Origin of the sequence: Bradyrhizobium iriomotense (genome assembly GCF_018130765.1) — a bacterium.
Taxonomy (GTDB): domain Bacteria; phylum Pseudomonadota; class Alphaproteobacteria; order Rhizobiales; family Xanthobacteraceae; genus Bradyrhizobium; species Bradyrhizobium iriomotense_A.
This window is the reverse complement of the sequence record NZ_JAFCJZ010000026.1, coordinates 110,567-125,977: the sequence shown is the minus strand read 5'-3', so window position 1 is coordinate 125,977 and position 15,411 is coordinate 110,567. Positions and strand designations below refer to the sequence as shown.

Sequence of the window (15,411 nt, the reverse complement as noted above, 5' to 3'; positions counted from 1 at the left end):
CCGGTCTTGAAAGTGCGATTCGCCATAAGACGAATCCTACATCAACTCCCAAAAAGCAACATTCTTGCCCAGCCTCGTCGGGCAAAACACCCATGCCGTGGGTCAATCCATATCCGTACAAATATTCCACTCTACCGAAATTCGGAATTGTCGTACTCCTCCGCCACCTCATCCCAGTCAGAGGGGCGTATCGCGATCGTCACGAAACGCGGGGTGAGCGGCGGTGGACGCGGGCTGCGTCGCACGAGGGATTGTCTCGCGTGCACGACGGGCGCGGTCTCGCGTACGGCAAAATCGTGTGGTCCTGACGCCCGGGGTCTGTGCGTCAAGTCTTGCGGTCACTCGCAAGGCGACGGGGGCAATAGTGCATCGCTCCCCGGGGAGAGCGCGACATAAGCCGTAAAGCCACTGCGCAGGGAAGGCCGGATGTTTGGCTTCACCTGTATGCCGCTGTGCATCTGTTCTTCGCGCATTCGCGCACAGCGGACCGTGGGTGCCCAGCCGGCACCCGGTCTTCCCTGCGCCCTCTGTTTCCGGAGGGAGCCGGACGGAAGCAAAGCTCGGGCGAAACATGCCGCGAGGATGCGGGGGTGTGTCTGCGAGGCAAAGTCTCGTGCCCCGGACGCTGCGCAGCGCCAACAGCGCGTCTACGCGCGTCTTCGACGCGCTATGGTGGTGCGCTGCAGAGCGGGGGCCCATGTTGCACCGAGTCCGCGGCCTCATGGGTCCCGGCTCTGCGCAGCAACGCTAAGGCGTTGCAGCGCGTCCGGGACACGAGAGCATCACCCCACTTGCGCCAACCCGCTACCCTCTCGCCCGACGGAATATTTCCGCGCTTGCCAATCTGGCCGGTGCGGTTCAGAAAAAAGAGCCAAGAAGAAACGCGAGCGGAGACCTCTGTTTTGACCATCAAGGGCAAGGCCTACATTGCCGGGATTTTTGAACACCCGACCCGGCATGCGCCGGACAAATCCACCGCCCAGCTCCACGCCGAGGTCGCCAAGGGCGCGATCGAGGACGCCGGGATCAGCAAGGACGATGTCGACGGCTATTTCTGCGCGGGCGATGCGCCTGGCGGTGCCTGGCCGATGGTCGATTATCTCGGCCTGAACACCAAGAAGCTTCGCCACGTCGATTCCACCGAGACCGGCGGCTGCTCCTACATCATCCATCTCGGCCATGCCGCCGAGGCGATCGCCGCGGGCAAGTGTTCGATCGCGCTGGTTACGCTCGCCGGCAAGCCGCGCACCGGCGTCATGCCGCCGCGCGCGGCCGGCGCCGAGGTCGATTTCGAGTCCGCTTACGGCGCAACCACGCACAATGCCTATGGCATGTGTGCCATGCGCCACATGCACGACTATGGCACCACCAGCGAGCAGCTCGCCTGGATCAAAGTCGCGGCTTCGCACCATGCGCAATACAATCCGCATGCGATGCTCAAGGACGTCGTCACCGTCGAGGACGTCCTGAACTCGCCGATGATCTCCGATCCCTTGCATCGCATGGATTGCTGCGTCGTCTCCGACGGCGGCGGCGCGCTGATCGTGACGACGCCGGAGATCGCGAAGAGCCTGAAGAAGCCTCTCGTGCGCCTGATCGGTCATGGCGAAGCCATGAAGGGTCCGCGCGGCGGCAAGGATCTCGATCTTACTTACTCGGCCGGTGTCTGGTCCGGCCCGCGCGCGTTCGACGAAGCCGGCATCACGCCGAAGGACATCAAATACGCTTCGATCTACGACAGCTTCACCATCACGGTGCTGATGCAGCTCGAAGACCTCGGCTTCTGCAAGAAGGGCGAGGGCGGCAAGTTCGTCGCCGACGGCAACCTGATCTCTGGCGTCGGCAAGCTGCCATTCAACACCGACGGCGGCGGCCTCTGCAGCAACCATCCCGTCAATCGCGGCGGCATGACCAAGATCATCGAGGCCGTCAGGCAGCTGCGCGGCGAGGCGCATCCGAAGGTGCAGGTGAAAAATTGCGATCTCGCCATCGCCCACGGCACCGGCGGCCTTCTCGGCGTCCGCCACGCCGCCTCGACGGCCATTCTGGAGCGCGTGTGATGAGCGAAGCGAAAAAATATCCGGCCCCGGTGACGAACCCCGAGACCGCCGCGTTCTGGGACGCCGCCAAGCAGGGTAAGTTCATGATCAAGCGCTGCACGGCGTGCGGCGAAGCGCATTACTTCCCGCGCTCGATCTGCCCGTTCTGCTACTCCGACAAGACGGTGTGGGAGCAGGCTTCCGGCGAGGGCACGATCTACACCTGGAGCCTGATGCGGAAATCGCCGACCGGTCCTTACGCGATCGGCTACGTCACGCTGAAGGAGGGGCCGTCGGTGCAGACCAATTTCGTCGACTGCGATCTGGGAAAGCTCAAGATCGGCCAGAAGGTGAAGGTGGTGTTCAAGCCGACCGACGGCGCCCCGCTGCCGTTCTTCACGCCTGTCTGACACGAAGCAAGATGTAACCCTCTCCCCTTGTGGGAGAGGGTGGCAGCCGAAGGCTGCCGGGTGAGGGGTCTCTCTCCACACGAGAAGTGTCACTGCGGAGCCAACCCCTCACCCGAGTGAGTTTGTTGCAAGTGCGGTGCTGCCCTCTCCCACAAGGGGAGAGGGCACATTAACGGGCATCGCCGCCTGCGGATGAGAAACTCGAGAGGAAGACAAACAACATGTCCGCCAGATACGAAGAGCTCAAAGGCCTGAAAAACCTCGGCCAGAAATATGCCTATACCGATCGCGAGGTCATGCTCTACGCCTACGGCATCGGCCTTGGCGCCGATCCGATGGACGAGAACGAGCTCGCCTTCGTCAACGAGGGCACGCTGACACCGCGACCGCTGAAGGTGGTGCCGACCTTTGCCTCCGTTGCCGCCTGGGGCTCGGGTCCGGGCGAGATGAATCTCAACCGCGTGATGGTGGTCGATGGCGAGCGCGACATCACCTTCCACCAGCCGCTGCCGGTGGCCGCCAACATCACCGCCGACTCCTCCGTGCTCGAGGTCTACGACAAGGGCAAGGACAAGGGCGTCGTCATCAGCCATCAGACCGTGCTCAAGAACGAGAAGGGCGAGAAGCTGGCGACGCTGGTCGCTTCGCGCTTCGCCCGTGGCGATGGCGGCTTCGGCGGGCCGAACCTGACCCAGCCCGATCCGCACAAGATCCCCACGCGCAGCCCGGACAAGACCATCGACATCGTCACGCGCCCGGATCAGGCGCTGGTCTATCGCCTCTGCGGCGATCGCAACCCGCTGCACTCCGATCCCGAGTTCGCCAAGAAGGCCGGCTTCCCGCGCCCGATCCTGCACGGCATGTGCACCTACGGCATCACCTGCCGCGGCGTGCTGCAGACCTATGCCGACTACGACGCGAGCGCCTTCCGCCAGCACGTCGCGCGGTTCTCTTCCCCGGTCTATCCCGGTGAGACCGTGACCATGGACCTCTGGAAGGACGGCAACACGATCTCGTTCGAAGCCAAGGTGAAGTCGCGCGGCGTCACCGTGATCAAGAACGGCAAGACGGTGCTGGGTTAGGCGGGCACCGGCGTTTCACTCCCTCGCCCCGCTCTTGCGGGGAGAGGGTGGGGTGAGGGGCTCTCACCGCGAGCCGTGACGGTAGTGAGACCTGTACCCCCTCACCCGATCGCTACGCGATCGACCTCTCCCCGCAAGCGGGGCGAGGTAAAATAACAACCAGGGAGAAGCCACCATGGGACTACTCGACGGCAAGGTTGCGCTGATCACCGGCGCGGGCGGGGGGCTCGGTGAGGCCTACGCGAAGCTGTTCGCGCGGGAAGGGGCTTCGGTCGTCGTCAACGATCTCGGCGGTCCCCGTGACGGCTCCGGCGCCGACAAGTCCATGGCGCAGCTTGTGGTGGACGCGATCAAGGCCGAGGGCGGCAAGGCGGTTGCCAACGGCGCCGATATCTCCGCCATGGAGGGCGGCCAGTCGGTGTTCGACGACGCCATCAAGCACTTCGGCCGCGCCGACATCCTGGTCAACAACGCCGGCATCCTGCGCGACCAGACCTTCGTCAAGGCCTCGGAGGCCGACTGGGACAAGGTCATCAAGGTGCATCTGAAGGGTACCTTTTGTTGCACCATGCCGGTGTTTCGCTGGATGCGGGAAAATGGCGGGGGCGTCATCGTCAACACCTCCTCGACCTCGGGCCTGATCGGCAATTTCGGGCAGACCAATTACGGCGCGGCCAAGGGCGGCATCTGGGGCCTGTCCAATGTGCTGGCGATCGAGGGGCGGAAATACAACATCCGGATCTGGACGCTGGCCCCGGGGGCCCTGACCCGCATGACCGCAGACCTGCCCCGCTATAAGGAGAACCCCGGCGCGGCGCTGGGGCCGGACGGCATCGCGCCGGCCGTGCTATACATGGTCAGCGACTTGTCGGGCGACCAGACCGGCAAGGTGCTGGGCGTGTCCGGGCCCCGCGGCGTGCGCGAAATGCGGATGATGGAGATGGAAGGCTGGAAACCGCCGCACTCGGGCTGGAAGGCCCAGGACGTCGTCGATCACGCCAAGGAGATCTTCTTCTCCGAGGAGCAGATCAAGATGGGGGCACGGAGGTTTTAGCCATTGTTGTCGTTCCGGGGCGGCTCGAAGAGCCGAACCCGGAACCTCGAGATTCCGGGTTCGCGCTGCGCGCGCCCCGGAATGACGGAGAAAGAGAGAGAGACTGATGAAACTGACTGCCGACGCCAAGGGCACCTTCGCAATCGCGCCGACACCGTTCCACGATGACGGCCGGATCGACGAGCGCTCGATCGACCGCCTGACCGATTTCTACGAGGAGGTCGGCTGCGACGGCGTCACGGTGCTGGGCATCCTCGGCGAGGCCCCCAAGCTCGACGCCGCCGAGGCCGAGCAGGTGGCCGTACGCTACGTCAAGCGCGCCAAGAAGATGCAGGTGATCGTCGGCGTCTCCGCGCCGGGCTTTGCCACCATGCGCTCGCTGGCGAGGGCCTCGATGGACGCGGGCGCGGCCGGCGTCATGATCGCGCCGCCGCCCTCGCTTCGCACCGACGACCAGATCGTCGGCTATTTCAAGCAGGCGGCGGAAGCCATCGGCCCTGATGTGCCCTGGGTGCTCCAGGACTATCCGCTCACCTTGCAGGTCGTGTTCACCCCCGCCGTGATCCGCAAGATCGTCATGGACAATCCGAACTGCGTGATGCTCAAGCACGAGGACTGGCCGGGCCTGGAGAAGATCTCGACGTTGCGCGGCTTCCAGAAGGACGGCTCGCTGCGTCCGCTCTCGATCCTCTGCGGCAACGGCGGCACGTTCCTGGACTTCGAGATGGAGCGCGGTGCCGACGGCGCCATGACCGGCTACGCCTTCCCGGAGCTCCTGATCGACGTCGTGAACCTCTCCAAGGCCGGCAAGCGCGATGCTGCGCATGATCTGTTCGACGCACATCTGCCGCTGATCCGCTACGAGCAGCAGCCCGGCGTCGGCCTCACTGTGCGCAAATACGTGCTGCAGAAGCGCGGCATCATCGCCTCCAGCGCGCAGCGCAAGCCCGGCGCGACGATGACGGCAACGGCGAAGGCCGAGGTCGACTATCTGCTGTCGCGCGTTGCCCGCTTCGACAAGCGCGCCAATCTCGGCCCGCAATCCAGCGCCGCGGGTTAGTCGCATGGCCGAGACATCAGCATCACGCCCGGCGTCGACGATCCTCCTGCTGCGCGATGGCGCGAGGGAAGTCGAGGTCTTCATGATGGTCCGCCATCATCAGATCGAGTTCAACTCGGGCGCGCTGGTGTTTCCCGGCGGCAGCGTCGATGCCGGCGACAACGAGATCGTCGCCCGCGCCGACTTGTATTCCGGTGGCGAGGGCTTGAGCGAAGCGGACCGCGGTTTTCGTATCGCCGCGATCCGCGAGACGTTCGAGGAGAGCGGCATCCTGCTGGCGCGGTCCAGGGACACGGGCACGCCTGTTGATGCCCAGCGCGCCGGCGAGATCGCGGACAAACATCGCGTCGCGCTGAACGAGCACAAGATCAGCTTCCTCAGCATCCTCGCCGACAACGGCCTCCAACTCGCGCTCGACACGCTCGTGCCTTACGCGCACTGGATCACGCCGGAGGGCATGCCGAAGCGCTTCGACACCTGGTTCTTCCTTGCGGCAGCACCGCCCGACCAGCTCGGCGCCCATGACGGCCGCGAATCCACCGACTCGATCTGGGTCTCTGCGCGCGAGGCAGTGGAGGGCGGTGACAGTGGCCGCTTCAAGCTGCCGTTCCCGACCACACGCAATCTGATCCGGCTGGCGAAGCAGCCGACGGTGAAGTCCGCGCTCGACCATGCCAAGGGCATGTCGATCGTTACGGTGATGCCGGTCATGACCAAGACCGAGACCGGTCGCCAGCTCCGCATTCCCCGCGAGGCCGGCTATGACGGCGAGGTGTTCGAGGTCGGCGCCGTCGGCTGATACACTTCGATATGCAGCGAAGTATCGGCTACCGCGGATGCGCTAGGTTCCGTCCATCGTGGAATGGACGGGACGCACAATGGACAACCGGCAGGACGTCAACATCGCCGTCGAGCTGGCGCTGCTGGTCGCGCTCGCAACACTCTGGGGCGGCTCCTACACCTTCATCAAGCTCGGCGTCGCCACCATCCCGCCGATCACCCTGATCGCGGCGCGCACCGCGATCGCTGGCCTGATGCTGCTGGCCGTCATGTCGGCGCGCGGCATCAAGATGCCCACGGACGTCGCGACCTGGCAGCGCTTCGCGTTCCAGGCCGTGCTCAACAGCGTCATCCCCTGGACGCTGATCGCCTGGGGCGAACGCCATGTCAACGCCGCGCTCGCCACCATCCTCAACTCGGCCGGACCGATTTTCACCTTCCTGCTCACCGCGGCCGTCACGCGCCACGAGGCGACGACGCCGCGAAAACTGTTCGGCGTGGTTGCCGGCATGGCCGGCATCCTGCTGATCGTCGGCGTCGATGCCGTCCACGACATCGGCAGCGGCCTCGTTGCGGAAGCCGCGATCGTCGCCGCCACCATCTGCTACGCCTGCGCCGCGATCTTCGGCCGCAGCTTCAAGGGTCTCGATCCCATGGCGCCCGCGGCCGGCTCGCTGCTGGCGGGGGCGGCGGTCCTGATCCCGGCCTCGCTGCTCGTCGAGCAGCCCTGGACGCTGTCGCCCTCGCTCAGCTCCGTGCTGGCGCTGCTCGCGCTGGCGACCTTCTCGACCGCCGCGGCGTTTGCGATCTACTTCCGCCTGATCCAGACCCTGGGCTCGGTCGGCACCACCGCGCAGGCCTATTTGCGCGTCCCCATTGGGGTCGCCATCAGCGTCGCCTTCCTCGGCGAAGCCTTGAGCCGGACCGCCTGGATAGGCCTTGCCTGCGTCGTTCTCGGCGTCGCCGCCATGACGATCCCGGCCGGGCGGCGGGCAAGCGTCAAAACGTCATAATCCGGTGCGGAGGGCGGGCCGAGACCTGCGATATTAAGGATATTCTGCGGCGGGAGGCATGTTCCCCCGGGCCCGCAATACGTCGTATATTAGGCTTTCAATAGCCCGGTCCTCAACGCAACCAATGTCCGCCGAATTGACGCCGCCCCCTGAGAAAAAGCGAATCTTTTCGCTGTCCATCGGCCAACTGACGTTCGGAAGCTTCATCCTGGTGCTGGCGGTGATCATCGTCACCTCGACCGCGAGCGTGATCGCGATCCGGCACATCGACACGACTTTCGCCGAGTTGCAGCGGCTCCAGAGCGTCGGCGACCTCGCCGAGGACATCGACCGCCGCATGAACGAGCTGCGGCTCGCCGCGCGCGATTTCGTCACCGATCCCGGCGCCGGCATCCAGTTCAAGCAGGTGGGCGAGGCGGCCTCGACACTCAGCGACATCCTGAAAAAGACCCGCATCGAGCTCGCGCCCGAGCAGCAGGACATGATCGACGGGGTCACCGAGCGGCTTGCGACCTATCGCAATGGCCTCGAGCGGATCTCGACGCTGATCGACCGCCGCGCCCAGCTGCTCGCCGGCCTGCCGCCGCTGCGCGAGCAATTCGACGCAGCGGTCTCCGGCGCCGCCGACCGCGAGCTCGCCTCCCGCCTGTCCGAGGCGCAGAGCCGGATCGCGCTCGGCCTGCTCGCGCGCAACCCGTCGGCGGCCGAGCAGGCCGCGCAGGGCATGCGCGCGATGGATATCACCGATCCCAAGCTCAAGGCGGCGGTGAACGATTATGCCGAGGCGATCATGGCGGTCGCCGTCCGCGAGCGTCAGATCGCCGACATCGACCGCGAGGTGCTGGGCACCGAGGGCCGGCTGATCGGGCGCGTCACTGAATTGCTGCGCGAGGTCAGCGCAAGGCGCGGCCACGTGCTGTCGCGCGATTTCGCCCGCACGCTGACCGAGGCGCGCTGGCAGAGCATCGTGCTCGGCTCCATCGGCGTGCTGATCGGCATTCTCGCGGCGGGCTTCGTGGTACGGCGCACGGTGCGCCCGCTCGCCCAGATCGCGCGCTCGATTCGCGCGCTTGCGGCGGGCCAGAAGGACACCTCGATCCCGTCCGCCGATCTCGACAACGAGATCGGCGACATCGCACGTGCGGCCGAAGTGTTCCGCCGCGCGCTGGAGGAGGCCGACACCGCGCGCGAGGCGGCGGTGCGCGCGCTCACCGAGCAGCGGCTGGCCGAAGAGAGCTATCGCAAGCTGTTCGAGGGGTCGGTCGACGGCATCTACGTCACGACGCCGGCCGGCGACCTCCTCAATGCCAATCCGGCACTGGCGCGTATGATGGGCTATGACAGCCCGCAGCACCTGATCGACAGCATCAACGACATCGCCCACACCATCTACGTCCATCCCGAGGCGCGCGACGAATACCAGCGGCTGATGGCGCGCGACGGCATCGTGCGCGAGTTCGAATACCAGGTGCGCCAGCGCAGCGGCGACATCCTCTGGCTCTCCGACAGCGCCACGGGCGTGCGGGACGAGCAGGGCAACATCGTCCGCTATGAGGGGACGCTGCGCGACATCACCGACCAGAAGCGGGCGGAAGACGCCATCGCCGAAGGCCGGCGCCTGCTCCAGCAGGTCATCGACACCGTGCCCGCGGTCATCAACGTCAAGGACCGCGACCTGCGCTATGTGCTGATGAACCGCTACATGGCCGGCATCTTCGGCATCGAGCCCGGCGACGCGCTCGGCCGCACCACCGCGGATCTGATGTCGCGCTATGGCGCGGCCAAGACCGACGAGAACGACAAGCGCGTGCTGAGGCTGCGCAAGGGGCTCGGCTTCTACGAGGAGGAGTACAAGGACGCCTCCGGCAACATGCGGCAATGGCTGGTCAACAAGCTGCCGCTGCTCGATGCCGATGGCGAGATCGAGCGGATCGTCACGGTGGCGCTCGACATCGGTGAGCGCAAGCGCGGCGAGCAGGAGATGCGCAAGGCCAAGGAATCGGCGGAGACCGCGCTGCGCAATCTGCGCGAGACCCAGGCCTCGCTGATCGAGGCGGAGAAGCTCGCTGCGCTCGGACGTCTCGTCGCCGGCGTCGCGCACGAGGTCAACAATCCCGTCGGCATCAGTCTCACGGTCGCTTCCGCCCTGGAGCGCAAGACCGCGATGTTCTCGTCCGAAGTCGAACGCGGCGAGCTTCGCCGCTCCACGCTCAACGACTTCCTCAACACCAGCCGCGATGCGTCCTCGCAGCTCGTCTCCAATCTCAACCGTGCCGCCGAGCTGATCCAGTCGTTCAAGCAGGTCGCCGCCGACCGCAACTATTCGGACCAGCGCACCTTCGACCTCGGCGACCTCACCGAGCAGGTGGTGATGAGCCTGCGGCCGGGCCTGCGCAAGCACAACCTGACCCTCAATGTCGAGTGCCAGCCGGATCTGACCATGAACAGCTATCCCGGGCCGTACGGGCAGGTGCTGACCAATCTGTTCCTCAATTCGGTCGCGCACGCCTTCCCGGACGGCCGGCCTGGGATGATCGACATCCAGGTGCGCGAGTCCGGCAAGGACAATGTCGAGATCCTCTTCTCCGACAATGGCTGCGGCATGTCGCTCGACGTCCGACGCCGCGCATTTGATCCGTTTTTTACGACAAGACGTGACCAGGGCGGCACCGGCCTCGGCCTGCACATCGTCTACAGCATCGTCACCAACAGGCTCGGCGGCCGGCTCGATCTCGATTCTGAGCCGGGCGGCGGCACGCGCATCCAGATGATCTTGCCGCGCACGGCGCCGCTGGAGCAGGCCGCGGAATAGCTAGTCCGCTTCCGCAAGCTTGTGCAACGTGGCGCCGAAAATCAGACTGGCCTTGCCGACCAGCGCCGTGCCCGTCATCTCCGCGCGCGTGTCCGTGTAGGTCCCGCTGACGCCAATGCCGACCGGGGCAGGGCCGCCGAACAGCGGATTGTCATCGCCCCGAGGCGACGTGTGCCGTTGCACCAGCACCTCGCCTTTGAAGGTGCGGTCGTCCTTCACCACATAGCTGCCGGTGTAATAGAGGTAGGCATCGCCGCCAAGGATCTTGCCGTCGCGAAAAAGGATCACGCCGCTGCCCTTGCCGACTCGACCGTCGAGCAGCGTGACATGGATCGAATAGAGGCCGTTCTTCATAACGTCCCGTAGGCCGGCCGCCATCGCCCAATAGCGTAACCGGTCCAGCTTTTATGCCAAAGCGCATCCCCTCGCGCAACGCGGCAGTTTGCCGGCCGGCAAGTACCTCTGTCGCGCGGACCGTATTCGTCCCGGCTTGTCTGTGACGCCGATATGACGGTCTCATCATGGGGCGAGGCCAGTCGTTGCGAATCAAGTTGGCCCGCGAAATGCATAACCATTGTTGCACTGGCCGCGGGGTGCTGGAGCAAGACGAACGTGAGCAACTGGATCGATTCCGGCGGCGATGAGCCGCGTCTGTACAGTGCGCGTCCCACGATTTGCAAAAACGAACGGCGGCGGATTGGCAGCGCGGCACGCTGGCGAAGCGTGACGAGGCTGGCATGCGCCATCGCCTTGATTGGGCTCGCGACCCCCTTCGGGCACGCCCGTGACCGCGGCCAGTTCGCCAATACCAATGCCGACTTGAAGGCCTGGTTCGACGGCCTGCGAAGCGGCAAGGGGCCATGCTGCTCCGATGCCGACGGTTCGGCGCTCTCGGATACCGACTGGGAGAGCAAGGACGGACACTATCGTGTTCGCGTCCCGCGCCTAGGCTACGTGCTTGACGGCCAGCAACAGGAACTCGTCTGGGTCGACGTGCCCGAGGAAGCGGTGATCTCGGAGCCGAACCGGGTGGGGCGCACCATGGTGTGGCCGATCTACGGTTATATGGGCGTCACCATCCGCTGCTTCATGCCCGGAAGCATGACATAAGCGCCAGGCGGCACTCCGCCTGGTCTCGCTGTTGCTAGACGCGTCTTCCGCGGCGTCAGGTGTATTTCTTGTCGCGCTCGAGCAGCTCGATGGAGATGCCTTCGGGGCCGCGGATGAAGCAGATGCGCACGCCGGGCCGGATCGTCGTCGGCTCGCGCGTGAAGGTGGCGCCCTTGGCCTTGATCTCGGCGGCCACAGTGTCGATGTCCTTCACCGTCAGACCGAAATGGTCGAGGCCCTGATGCGGATGAGGGGGCGGCGGGTTGACGGCGCTATCGCCTTCGAGCGGCGCGATGAAGATTTTTGCGCCGCCGAGGTTCACGTCGATCCGTCCCGGTGCGCGCACGATCTCGCCGCCGAGGATGTCCCGCAGCCAGGCCGCCGTGGCCTCCGGATCGGGGCTGCGCAGATGGACGTGATCCCAAGTGACGGCGATTGGCATTTCATTCTCCCAACGGGGCTTGCGATGTTGCGGCGCATGTTAGCGGTCTCGGCCGGTGGTCGCCACCGTCCTTGCCGACTCGCCTGAAGCGCGGGAACCTTAGTTCCTCTCCCGGATTAAGGTAAGCAGTGGTCTGCTCGTCGTGCAAATGCAGTTCGGCCGCCATCGGTGATGCATCCATGAACGCCAGGTTTGACCGGATCGGGTTGGGACGCTTTGCCGGGACCGGCGAGCGAGTGGCCCGGGCCGTGACGGTCGCGAGCGTCTCGTTTGGCCGTGGCCTGCTGTGGCTGCTGGCGGCCATCATCGTCGGTTGCGGCATCTGGATGCTGCTGCCGATCTCCAAAGGCAACAGCACCGAGCCGGTCAGGTCGGACATGGCCACCGTCGAGCCGGCTGCTCCGGGCGATGCGGCGGTGTCACCGACGGCCGAAGCTCCGGTGACCGCTACGGCAGAGCTCGATCGCCTCAGGATTTCGTCGCAGACCTGGCGTCGCGGCGGCCTCGGCTCGAAGGCGCTGGTGACGTTCACGCTGCGAAACGACAATGACTATGCCGTAAGGGATGTTGAGATCGTCTGCGCATTCGTGCGTCGTGACGGCACGCCTCTCACCGCTCGCAGTCGCGTGCTGCCCGACACCGTCAGCATGAAGAGCCGCAAGACCTTCGCCCGCATTGCGGTCGGCTACGTCAACGTTAATGCCGATCAGGCCAAGTGTTCGCTGGTCGCGGCACGGCGGGCATGAAGGGCGCGTCTTCCGGTAGCGGAAAAGTTACCGTTTCCGGCCCTGTTGTCGCCTTGGCCAAAAAACTTGGCGTTGCCATTTGAACCGAAGGGCAGGGCCAGGAACCAATCAGAGTATCGCCTGTTAAGGCGGAGAGCCCACGCGGGGATTGCGGGGGGCGGAGTGCGGCCAATGCCCATCCTTCGGTATTTCATGTTTGTCGGCGGAGCGTTGCTCACCCTGCTATTCGCGGTGAACTTTGTTGTGCCGGCTTCGCCCGTGACGCCAGCCGTCGCGACCGCAAGCAACGACCAGCCGTTGATCCGGATCCGGTCCGATCGCCATCTGCCCGAGCGTGTCGTGCTTGACACCAGCCAGCCGACGATTGCCCCGCCCGCGGTGAAGACCGCCGCTGTCGCGGCGCCGCAGCCGCCGGATACCGCGTCGGCAGCGGCCCTCGCGGAGATGTCGGCCAAGGCGCGGGTGCGCGAGACCTTCGCCCAGTTTACGCCAGGTTCGAAGCCCGACGCCGCCAAGAAGTCGCAGGCCCAGGCTCAGCCCAAGCGTAAGGTCGCCAGAGCGCATCCTGCCCCGCAATATGGTGGGCCGCAGTATGGTGGGCCGCAACAGTATGGCCGGCCGATGATGGTGGCACAGCAGCCGCATTTCGGCCTCTTCAATACGACCTGGTGACAAGCCGGCTATGACCCGCCTCCGTGCAGGCGGGAAGGGCTTTTTATTGGCCAGCCTCTCTGCTAATTCGAACCCGTCCGAACGCCGCCCCGGTGCGCTGGCTCGCCAGCCACGGTCCGGCGCTTCGCGGCTAACGGCCCAATCCCCGGGCCAGGGCGCTCGTAGCTCAGCTGGATAGAGCATCGGATTTCGATTCCGAGGGTCGGAGGTTCGAATCCTTCCGAGCGCGCCAGTCTTGACCGATAGGTCCCAAGACGTGCCGGCGCGTGCGTCAGCCTGTCGAAAGACCGCTCTGCCGCCCGCGCGCCAGCGTGTCCGAGGGGGCCTCGTGGAAGGTCGCGCGGTAGGCTGCGGCGAACTCACCCATGTGATGGAAGCCCTGGGCACGCGCGCAGGTGGCGACGGTGGCGCCGCCACCCTTCAGGAGTCGGGCGCGGGTCGCCCATAGTCTCTTCAGCCGGATGTACTGGTGCAGGCTCATGCCACGTACCTTGCTGACCGCCCCGCTGAGCGTCCGGACCGAGACGCCGAACTCGCCGGCGAGATCGGCCGTGTAGATCGGCGCGGTCGGAAAGGCTGCGACGTAATCGTCGATCCGCTGCACCAGCCTAGTCGACCGTCCGCCCTGGACCGAGGTGCTCCGGTCCGGACCCGCACCGATCCGAAACAGATCGTCGAGCGCGAGCAGCAGGCCTTCCTGGAGATGGGCGGCGGCCTCGGTGGTCTCGAACAGGAACGGCTGCACCGACGCGGTCCGCAGGATGTCGAGCACGAGCTGGCGCGCATGGAGCAGCGCGGGCCGGTTCGCGACATAGGCCCGCAAATCGTCGGCATGATCGAACCAGCCCCGGTCTTTCAGGCCGGGCGAGAAGATGATCATCGCATAATGATTGGTCCGGGGCTCGACGAAATGGCATTCGTCGTTGCCGCGGAGCGCAACGAAGAAGCGGGCGTCGAGATCCATTCCCTTGGAGCTGACCTGAAGGTCGTCGGTCATCGACAGGATCACCATGCCGCCCGGCATGCGATAGGCGGTGTCGAGGATGCGCGCGAAGGACCGCATCACGATGATGCGGCACGCCGGCAGAGAGACGACGGCGCGGGCGGCCGCGAAGTTCGGAACGTCGAGCGGAATGCTTCTCGCATCCTCCATCGACTCGATCGGCCTGAAGGCATCGACATCGGCAAAGTCGATCAGCTGAAGCGCGGAGGACGGGACGAGGGCATCAAACATGCGTCTGGCCGGTTGCTGCAATGTGACAATGAAATGAACGTCAGTACATTGCCATCAATGGCGAAACATCCCGCTTCAGTAAACCGGATTCCGGGCCGTAGTATTGCGGACATCATGCCATGAAGTCCACCTGATCATTGCCACCGTCAACGGTCCCGACTCATCGGCTGGCCGGTAACGAGGTCGATGAAATGGAGGCGCGTGCAAGCGGGACAGGCGAAGGACTCGAAGCTCCGTCCCTCCGGTCTCTGCTGCTTTTCCAGATGCGTCTGCACATTCATGCCCGTCTGAGGGCATCGAAAGACAATCAAATCGGCCATCGTCATAGAATGACGACGCGGCGAATTTTCTCTTTGATCTAGATCAGTTTTGGAATTGCTCCAGACGCACTGGGCCCAGGCCAATCCGCGATCTCGCAAAAGCGAAGGGGCCCCGGGGCGCCCCTTCGAACGTCACCAGCGGCGATAGCCGTAATAACCATAGCGCGGGCCGTAGCCGCCGTAATAGCGCGGCGGCCCATAATACCGGGGGCCGTAGTACGGGCGCGGACCGTAATATCCATAGTAGTTGGGGCGCCACCAGCACTGTCCCCAGGCGTTGCAGACCATGCGGACCTGCTCGACGTCGGAGACCTCAGGGACGGCAGGTGCAGGCGCAATGGGCATGGCGGACGCCGCCGGCGATGCCGCAGCAAGGGCACCGAACGTGGACGCGACGACGAGGCCAATCTTGAGATTCATGATGTCTTTCTCCGCTTACGCAAAACAGGATATCGAAGTTGTTCTGATCAAATTGTGGCGGAACCGAAATGTAATGCTGATGAACAAATCTTCGGCCCAATCCGCCGCCGGCCTGACCTGACCCTCCCAGGCTAGCTCAGCTTTACTGCCGTGGCCATGCCGCGCTTGCCCCGCAGGACTTCGCCGCCATCCTTGATCCTGCGCAATTCGCCGTCGC

General features: G+C 65.1%; 15 protein-coding genes and 1 tRNA gene. 12 read left to right on the top strand and 4 right to left on the bottom strand.

Annotation, left to right across the window (positions count from 1 at the left end):
* The first annotated feature begins 902 nt into the window (after nucleotides 1–902).
* The 8 genes from JQ635_RS33290 (at nucleotide 903) to JQ635_RS33255 (ending at nucleotide 10,250) form a co-directional block, all read left to right on the top strand.
* Nucleotides 903–2,060 (top strand): thiolase domain-containing protein, encoded by a 1,158-nt coding sequence (locus JQ635_RS33290; RefSeq protein WP_211414004.1) that lies wholly within the window; start codon nucleotides 903–905, stop codon nucleotides 2,058–2,060.
* Entirely contained in the window at nucleotides 2,060–2,449 is a 390-nt protein-coding gene (locus JQ635_RS33285; RefSeq protein ID WP_211414003.1) for a Zn-ribbon domain-containing OB-fold protein, read from the top strand. The genes JQ635_RS33290 and JQ635_RS33285 overlap by 1 nt, the downstream gene beginning before the upstream one ends.
* A gap of 221 nt (nucleotides 2,450–2,670) precedes the next feature.
* Complete coding sequence (locus tag JQ635_RS33280; protein ID WP_211414002.1) at nucleotides 2,671–3,531, top strand: MaoC family dehydratase; 861 nt, start codon at nucleotides 2,671–2,673, stop codon at nucleotides 3,529–3,531.
* Nucleotides 3,532–3,706: 175 nt separating this feature from the next.
* Nucleotides 3,707–4,585, top strand: a complete 879-nt coding sequence (locus JQ635_RS33275) for an SDR family oxidoreductase (RefSeq protein ID WP_211414001.1) — start codon at nucleotides 3,707–3,709, stop codon at nucleotides 4,583–4,585.
* 106 nt (nucleotides 4,586–4,691) lie between these two features.
* Nucleotides 4,692–5,645: a dihydrodipicolinate synthase family protein gene (locus JQ635_RS33270; protein WP_211414000.1), complete on the top strand. Its 954-nt coding sequence runs from the start codon at nucleotides 4,692–4,694 to the stop codon at nucleotides 5,643–5,645.
* A 4-nt stretch (nucleotides 5,646–5,649) separates the two neighbouring features.
* Nucleotides 5,650–6,444: an NUDIX hydrolase gene (locus tag JQ635_RS33265; RefSeq protein ID WP_211413999.1), complete on the top strand. Its 795-nt coding sequence runs from the start codon at nucleotides 5,650–5,652 to the stop codon at nucleotides 6,442–6,444.
* Nucleotides 6,445–6,523: 79 nt separating this feature from the next.
* Nucleotides 6,524–7,438 (top strand): DMT family transporter, encoded by a 915-nt coding sequence (locus JQ635_RS33260; RefSeq protein WP_211413998.1) that lies wholly within the window; start codon nucleotides 6,524–6,526, stop codon nucleotides 7,436–7,438.
* 124 nt (nucleotides 7,439–7,562) lie between these two features.
* Nucleotides 7,563–10,250 carry a PAS domain S-box protein gene (locus tag JQ635_RS33255; protein ID WP_211413997.1) on the top strand — a complete coding sequence of 896 codons (2,688 nt, stop codon included), beginning with the start codon at nucleotides 7,563–7,565 and terminating at the stop codon, nucleotides 10,248–10,250.
* On the opposite strand, the gene JQ635_RS33250 is transcribed toward JQ635_RS33255, so the two are convergent.
* Nucleotides 10,251–10,604: a GrlR family regulatory protein gene (locus tag JQ635_RS33250; protein ID WP_211406421.1), complete on the bottom strand. Its 354-nt coding sequence runs from the start codon at nucleotides 10,602–10,604 to the stop codon at nucleotides 10,251–10,253. It abuts the gene before it with no gap.
* Nucleotides 10,605–10,862: 258 nt separating this feature from the next.
* Between JQ635_RS33250 and JQ635_RS33245 the strand changes: the two genes are divergently transcribed.
* Nucleotides 10,863–11,360, top strand: coding sequence for a hypothetical protein (locus JQ635_RS33245; RefSeq protein ID WP_211413996.1), 498 nt, complete (start codon nucleotides 10,863–10,865; stop codon nucleotides 11,358–11,360).
* Nucleotides 11,361–11,415: 55 nt separating this feature from the next.
* Here JQ635_RS33245 and JQ635_RS33240 read toward each other — a convergent pair whose 3' ends face one another.
* Nucleotides 11,416–11,802, bottom strand: coding sequence for a VOC family protein (locus tag JQ635_RS33240; RefSeq protein WP_211413995.1), 387 nt, complete (start codon nucleotides 11,800–11,802; stop codon nucleotides 11,416–11,418).
* A 179-nt stretch (nucleotides 11,803–11,981) separates the two neighbouring features.
* On the opposite strand from JQ635_RS33240, the gene JQ635_RS33235 reads away from it, so the two are divergent.
* The 3 genes from JQ635_RS33235 to JQ635_RS33225 all read left to right on the top strand — a co-directional run bounded on the left by JQ635_RS33235 (nucleotide 11,982) and on the right by JQ635_RS33225 (nucleotide 13,452).
* Entirely contained in the window at nucleotides 11,982–12,548 is a 567-nt protein-coding gene (locus tag JQ635_RS33235) for a hypothetical protein (RefSeq protein ID WP_211413994.1), read from the top strand.
* Nucleotides 12,549–12,719: 171 nt separating this feature from the next.
* On the top strand, nucleotides 12,720–13,220 hold the full coding sequence (locus JQ635_RS33230) for a hypothetical protein (RefSeq protein ID WP_211413993.1): 501 nt from the start codon (nucleotides 12,720–12,722) through the stop codon (nucleotides 13,218–13,220).
* Nucleotides 13,221–13,375: 155 nt separating this feature from the next.
* Nucleotides 13,376–13,452 (top strand) — tRNA-Arg (locus tag JQ635_RS33225).
* A gap of 39 nt (nucleotides 13,453–13,491) precedes the next feature.
* Here the strand turns inward: JQ635_RS33225 and JQ635_RS33220 are convergent.
* Nucleotides 13,492–14,454: an AraC family transcriptional regulator gene (locus JQ635_RS33220; protein ID WP_211413992.1), complete on the bottom strand. Its 963-nt coding sequence runs from the start codon at nucleotides 14,452–14,454 to the stop codon at nucleotides 13,492–13,494.
* Nucleotides 14,455–14,906: 452 nt separating this feature from the next.
* Nucleotides 14,907–15,194, bottom strand: a complete 288-nt coding sequence (locus JQ635_RS33215) for a hypothetical protein (protein WP_211413991.1) — start codon at nucleotides 15,192–15,194, stop codon at nucleotides 14,907–14,909.
* Nucleotides 15,195–15,411 lie beyond the last annotated feature (217 nt).

Excerpts from the sequence above, each read along its gene's own strand:
- JQ635_RS33285 (WP_211414003.1), top strand. The coding sequence starts at position 2,060 with ATGAGCGAAGCGAAAAAATATCCGGCCCCGGTGACGAACCCCGAGACC.
- JQ635_RS33280 (WP_211414002.1), top strand. The coding sequence starts at position 2,671 with ATGTCCGCCAGATACGAAGAGCTCAAAGGCCTGAAAAACCTCGGCCAG.
- JQ635_RS33275 (WP_211414001.1), top strand. The coding sequence starts at position 3,707 with ATGGGACTACTCGACGGCAAGGTTGCGCTGATCACCGGCGCGGGCGGG.
- JQ635_RS33270 (WP_211414000.1), top strand. The coding sequence starts at position 4,692 with ATGAAACTGACTGCCGACGCCAAGGGCACCTTCGCAATCGCGCCGACA.
- JQ635_RS33265 (WP_211413999.1), top strand. The coding sequence starts at position 5,650 with ATGGCCGAGACATCAGCATCACGCCCGGCGTCGACGATCCTCCTGCTG.
- JQ635_RS33260 (WP_211413998.1), top strand. The coding sequence starts at position 6,524 with ATGGACAACCGGCAGGACGTCAACATCGCCGTCGAGCTGGCGCTGCTG.
- JQ635_RS33255 (WP_211413997.1), top strand. The coding sequence starts at position 7,563 with ATGTCCGCCGAATTGACGCCGCCCCCTGAGAAAAAGCGAATCTTTTCG.
- JQ635_RS33250 (WP_211406421.1), bottom strand. The coding sequence starts at position 10,604 with ATGAAGAACGGCCTCTATTCGATCCATGTCACGCTGCTCGACGGTCGA.
- JQ635_RS33240 (WP_211413995.1), bottom strand. The coding sequence starts at position 11,802 with ATGCCAATCGCCGTCACTTGGGATCACGTCCATCTGCGCAGCCCCGAT.
- JQ635_RS33235 (WP_211413994.1), top strand. The coding sequence starts at position 11,982 with ATGAACGCCAGGTTTGACCGGATCGGGTTGGGACGCTTTGCCGGGACC.
- JQ635_RS33230 (WP_211413993.1), top strand. The coding sequence starts at position 12,720 with ATGCCCATCCTTCGGTATTTCATGTTTGTCGGCGGAGCGTTGCTCACC.
- JQ635_RS33220 (WP_211413992.1), bottom strand. The coding sequence starts at position 14,454 with ATGTTTGATGCCCTCGTCCCGTCCTCCGCGCTTCAGCTGATCGACTTT.
- JQ635_RS33215 (WP_211413991.1), bottom strand. The coding sequence starts at position 15,194 with ATGAATCTCAAGATTGGCCTCGTCGTCGCGTCCACGTTCGGTGCCCTT.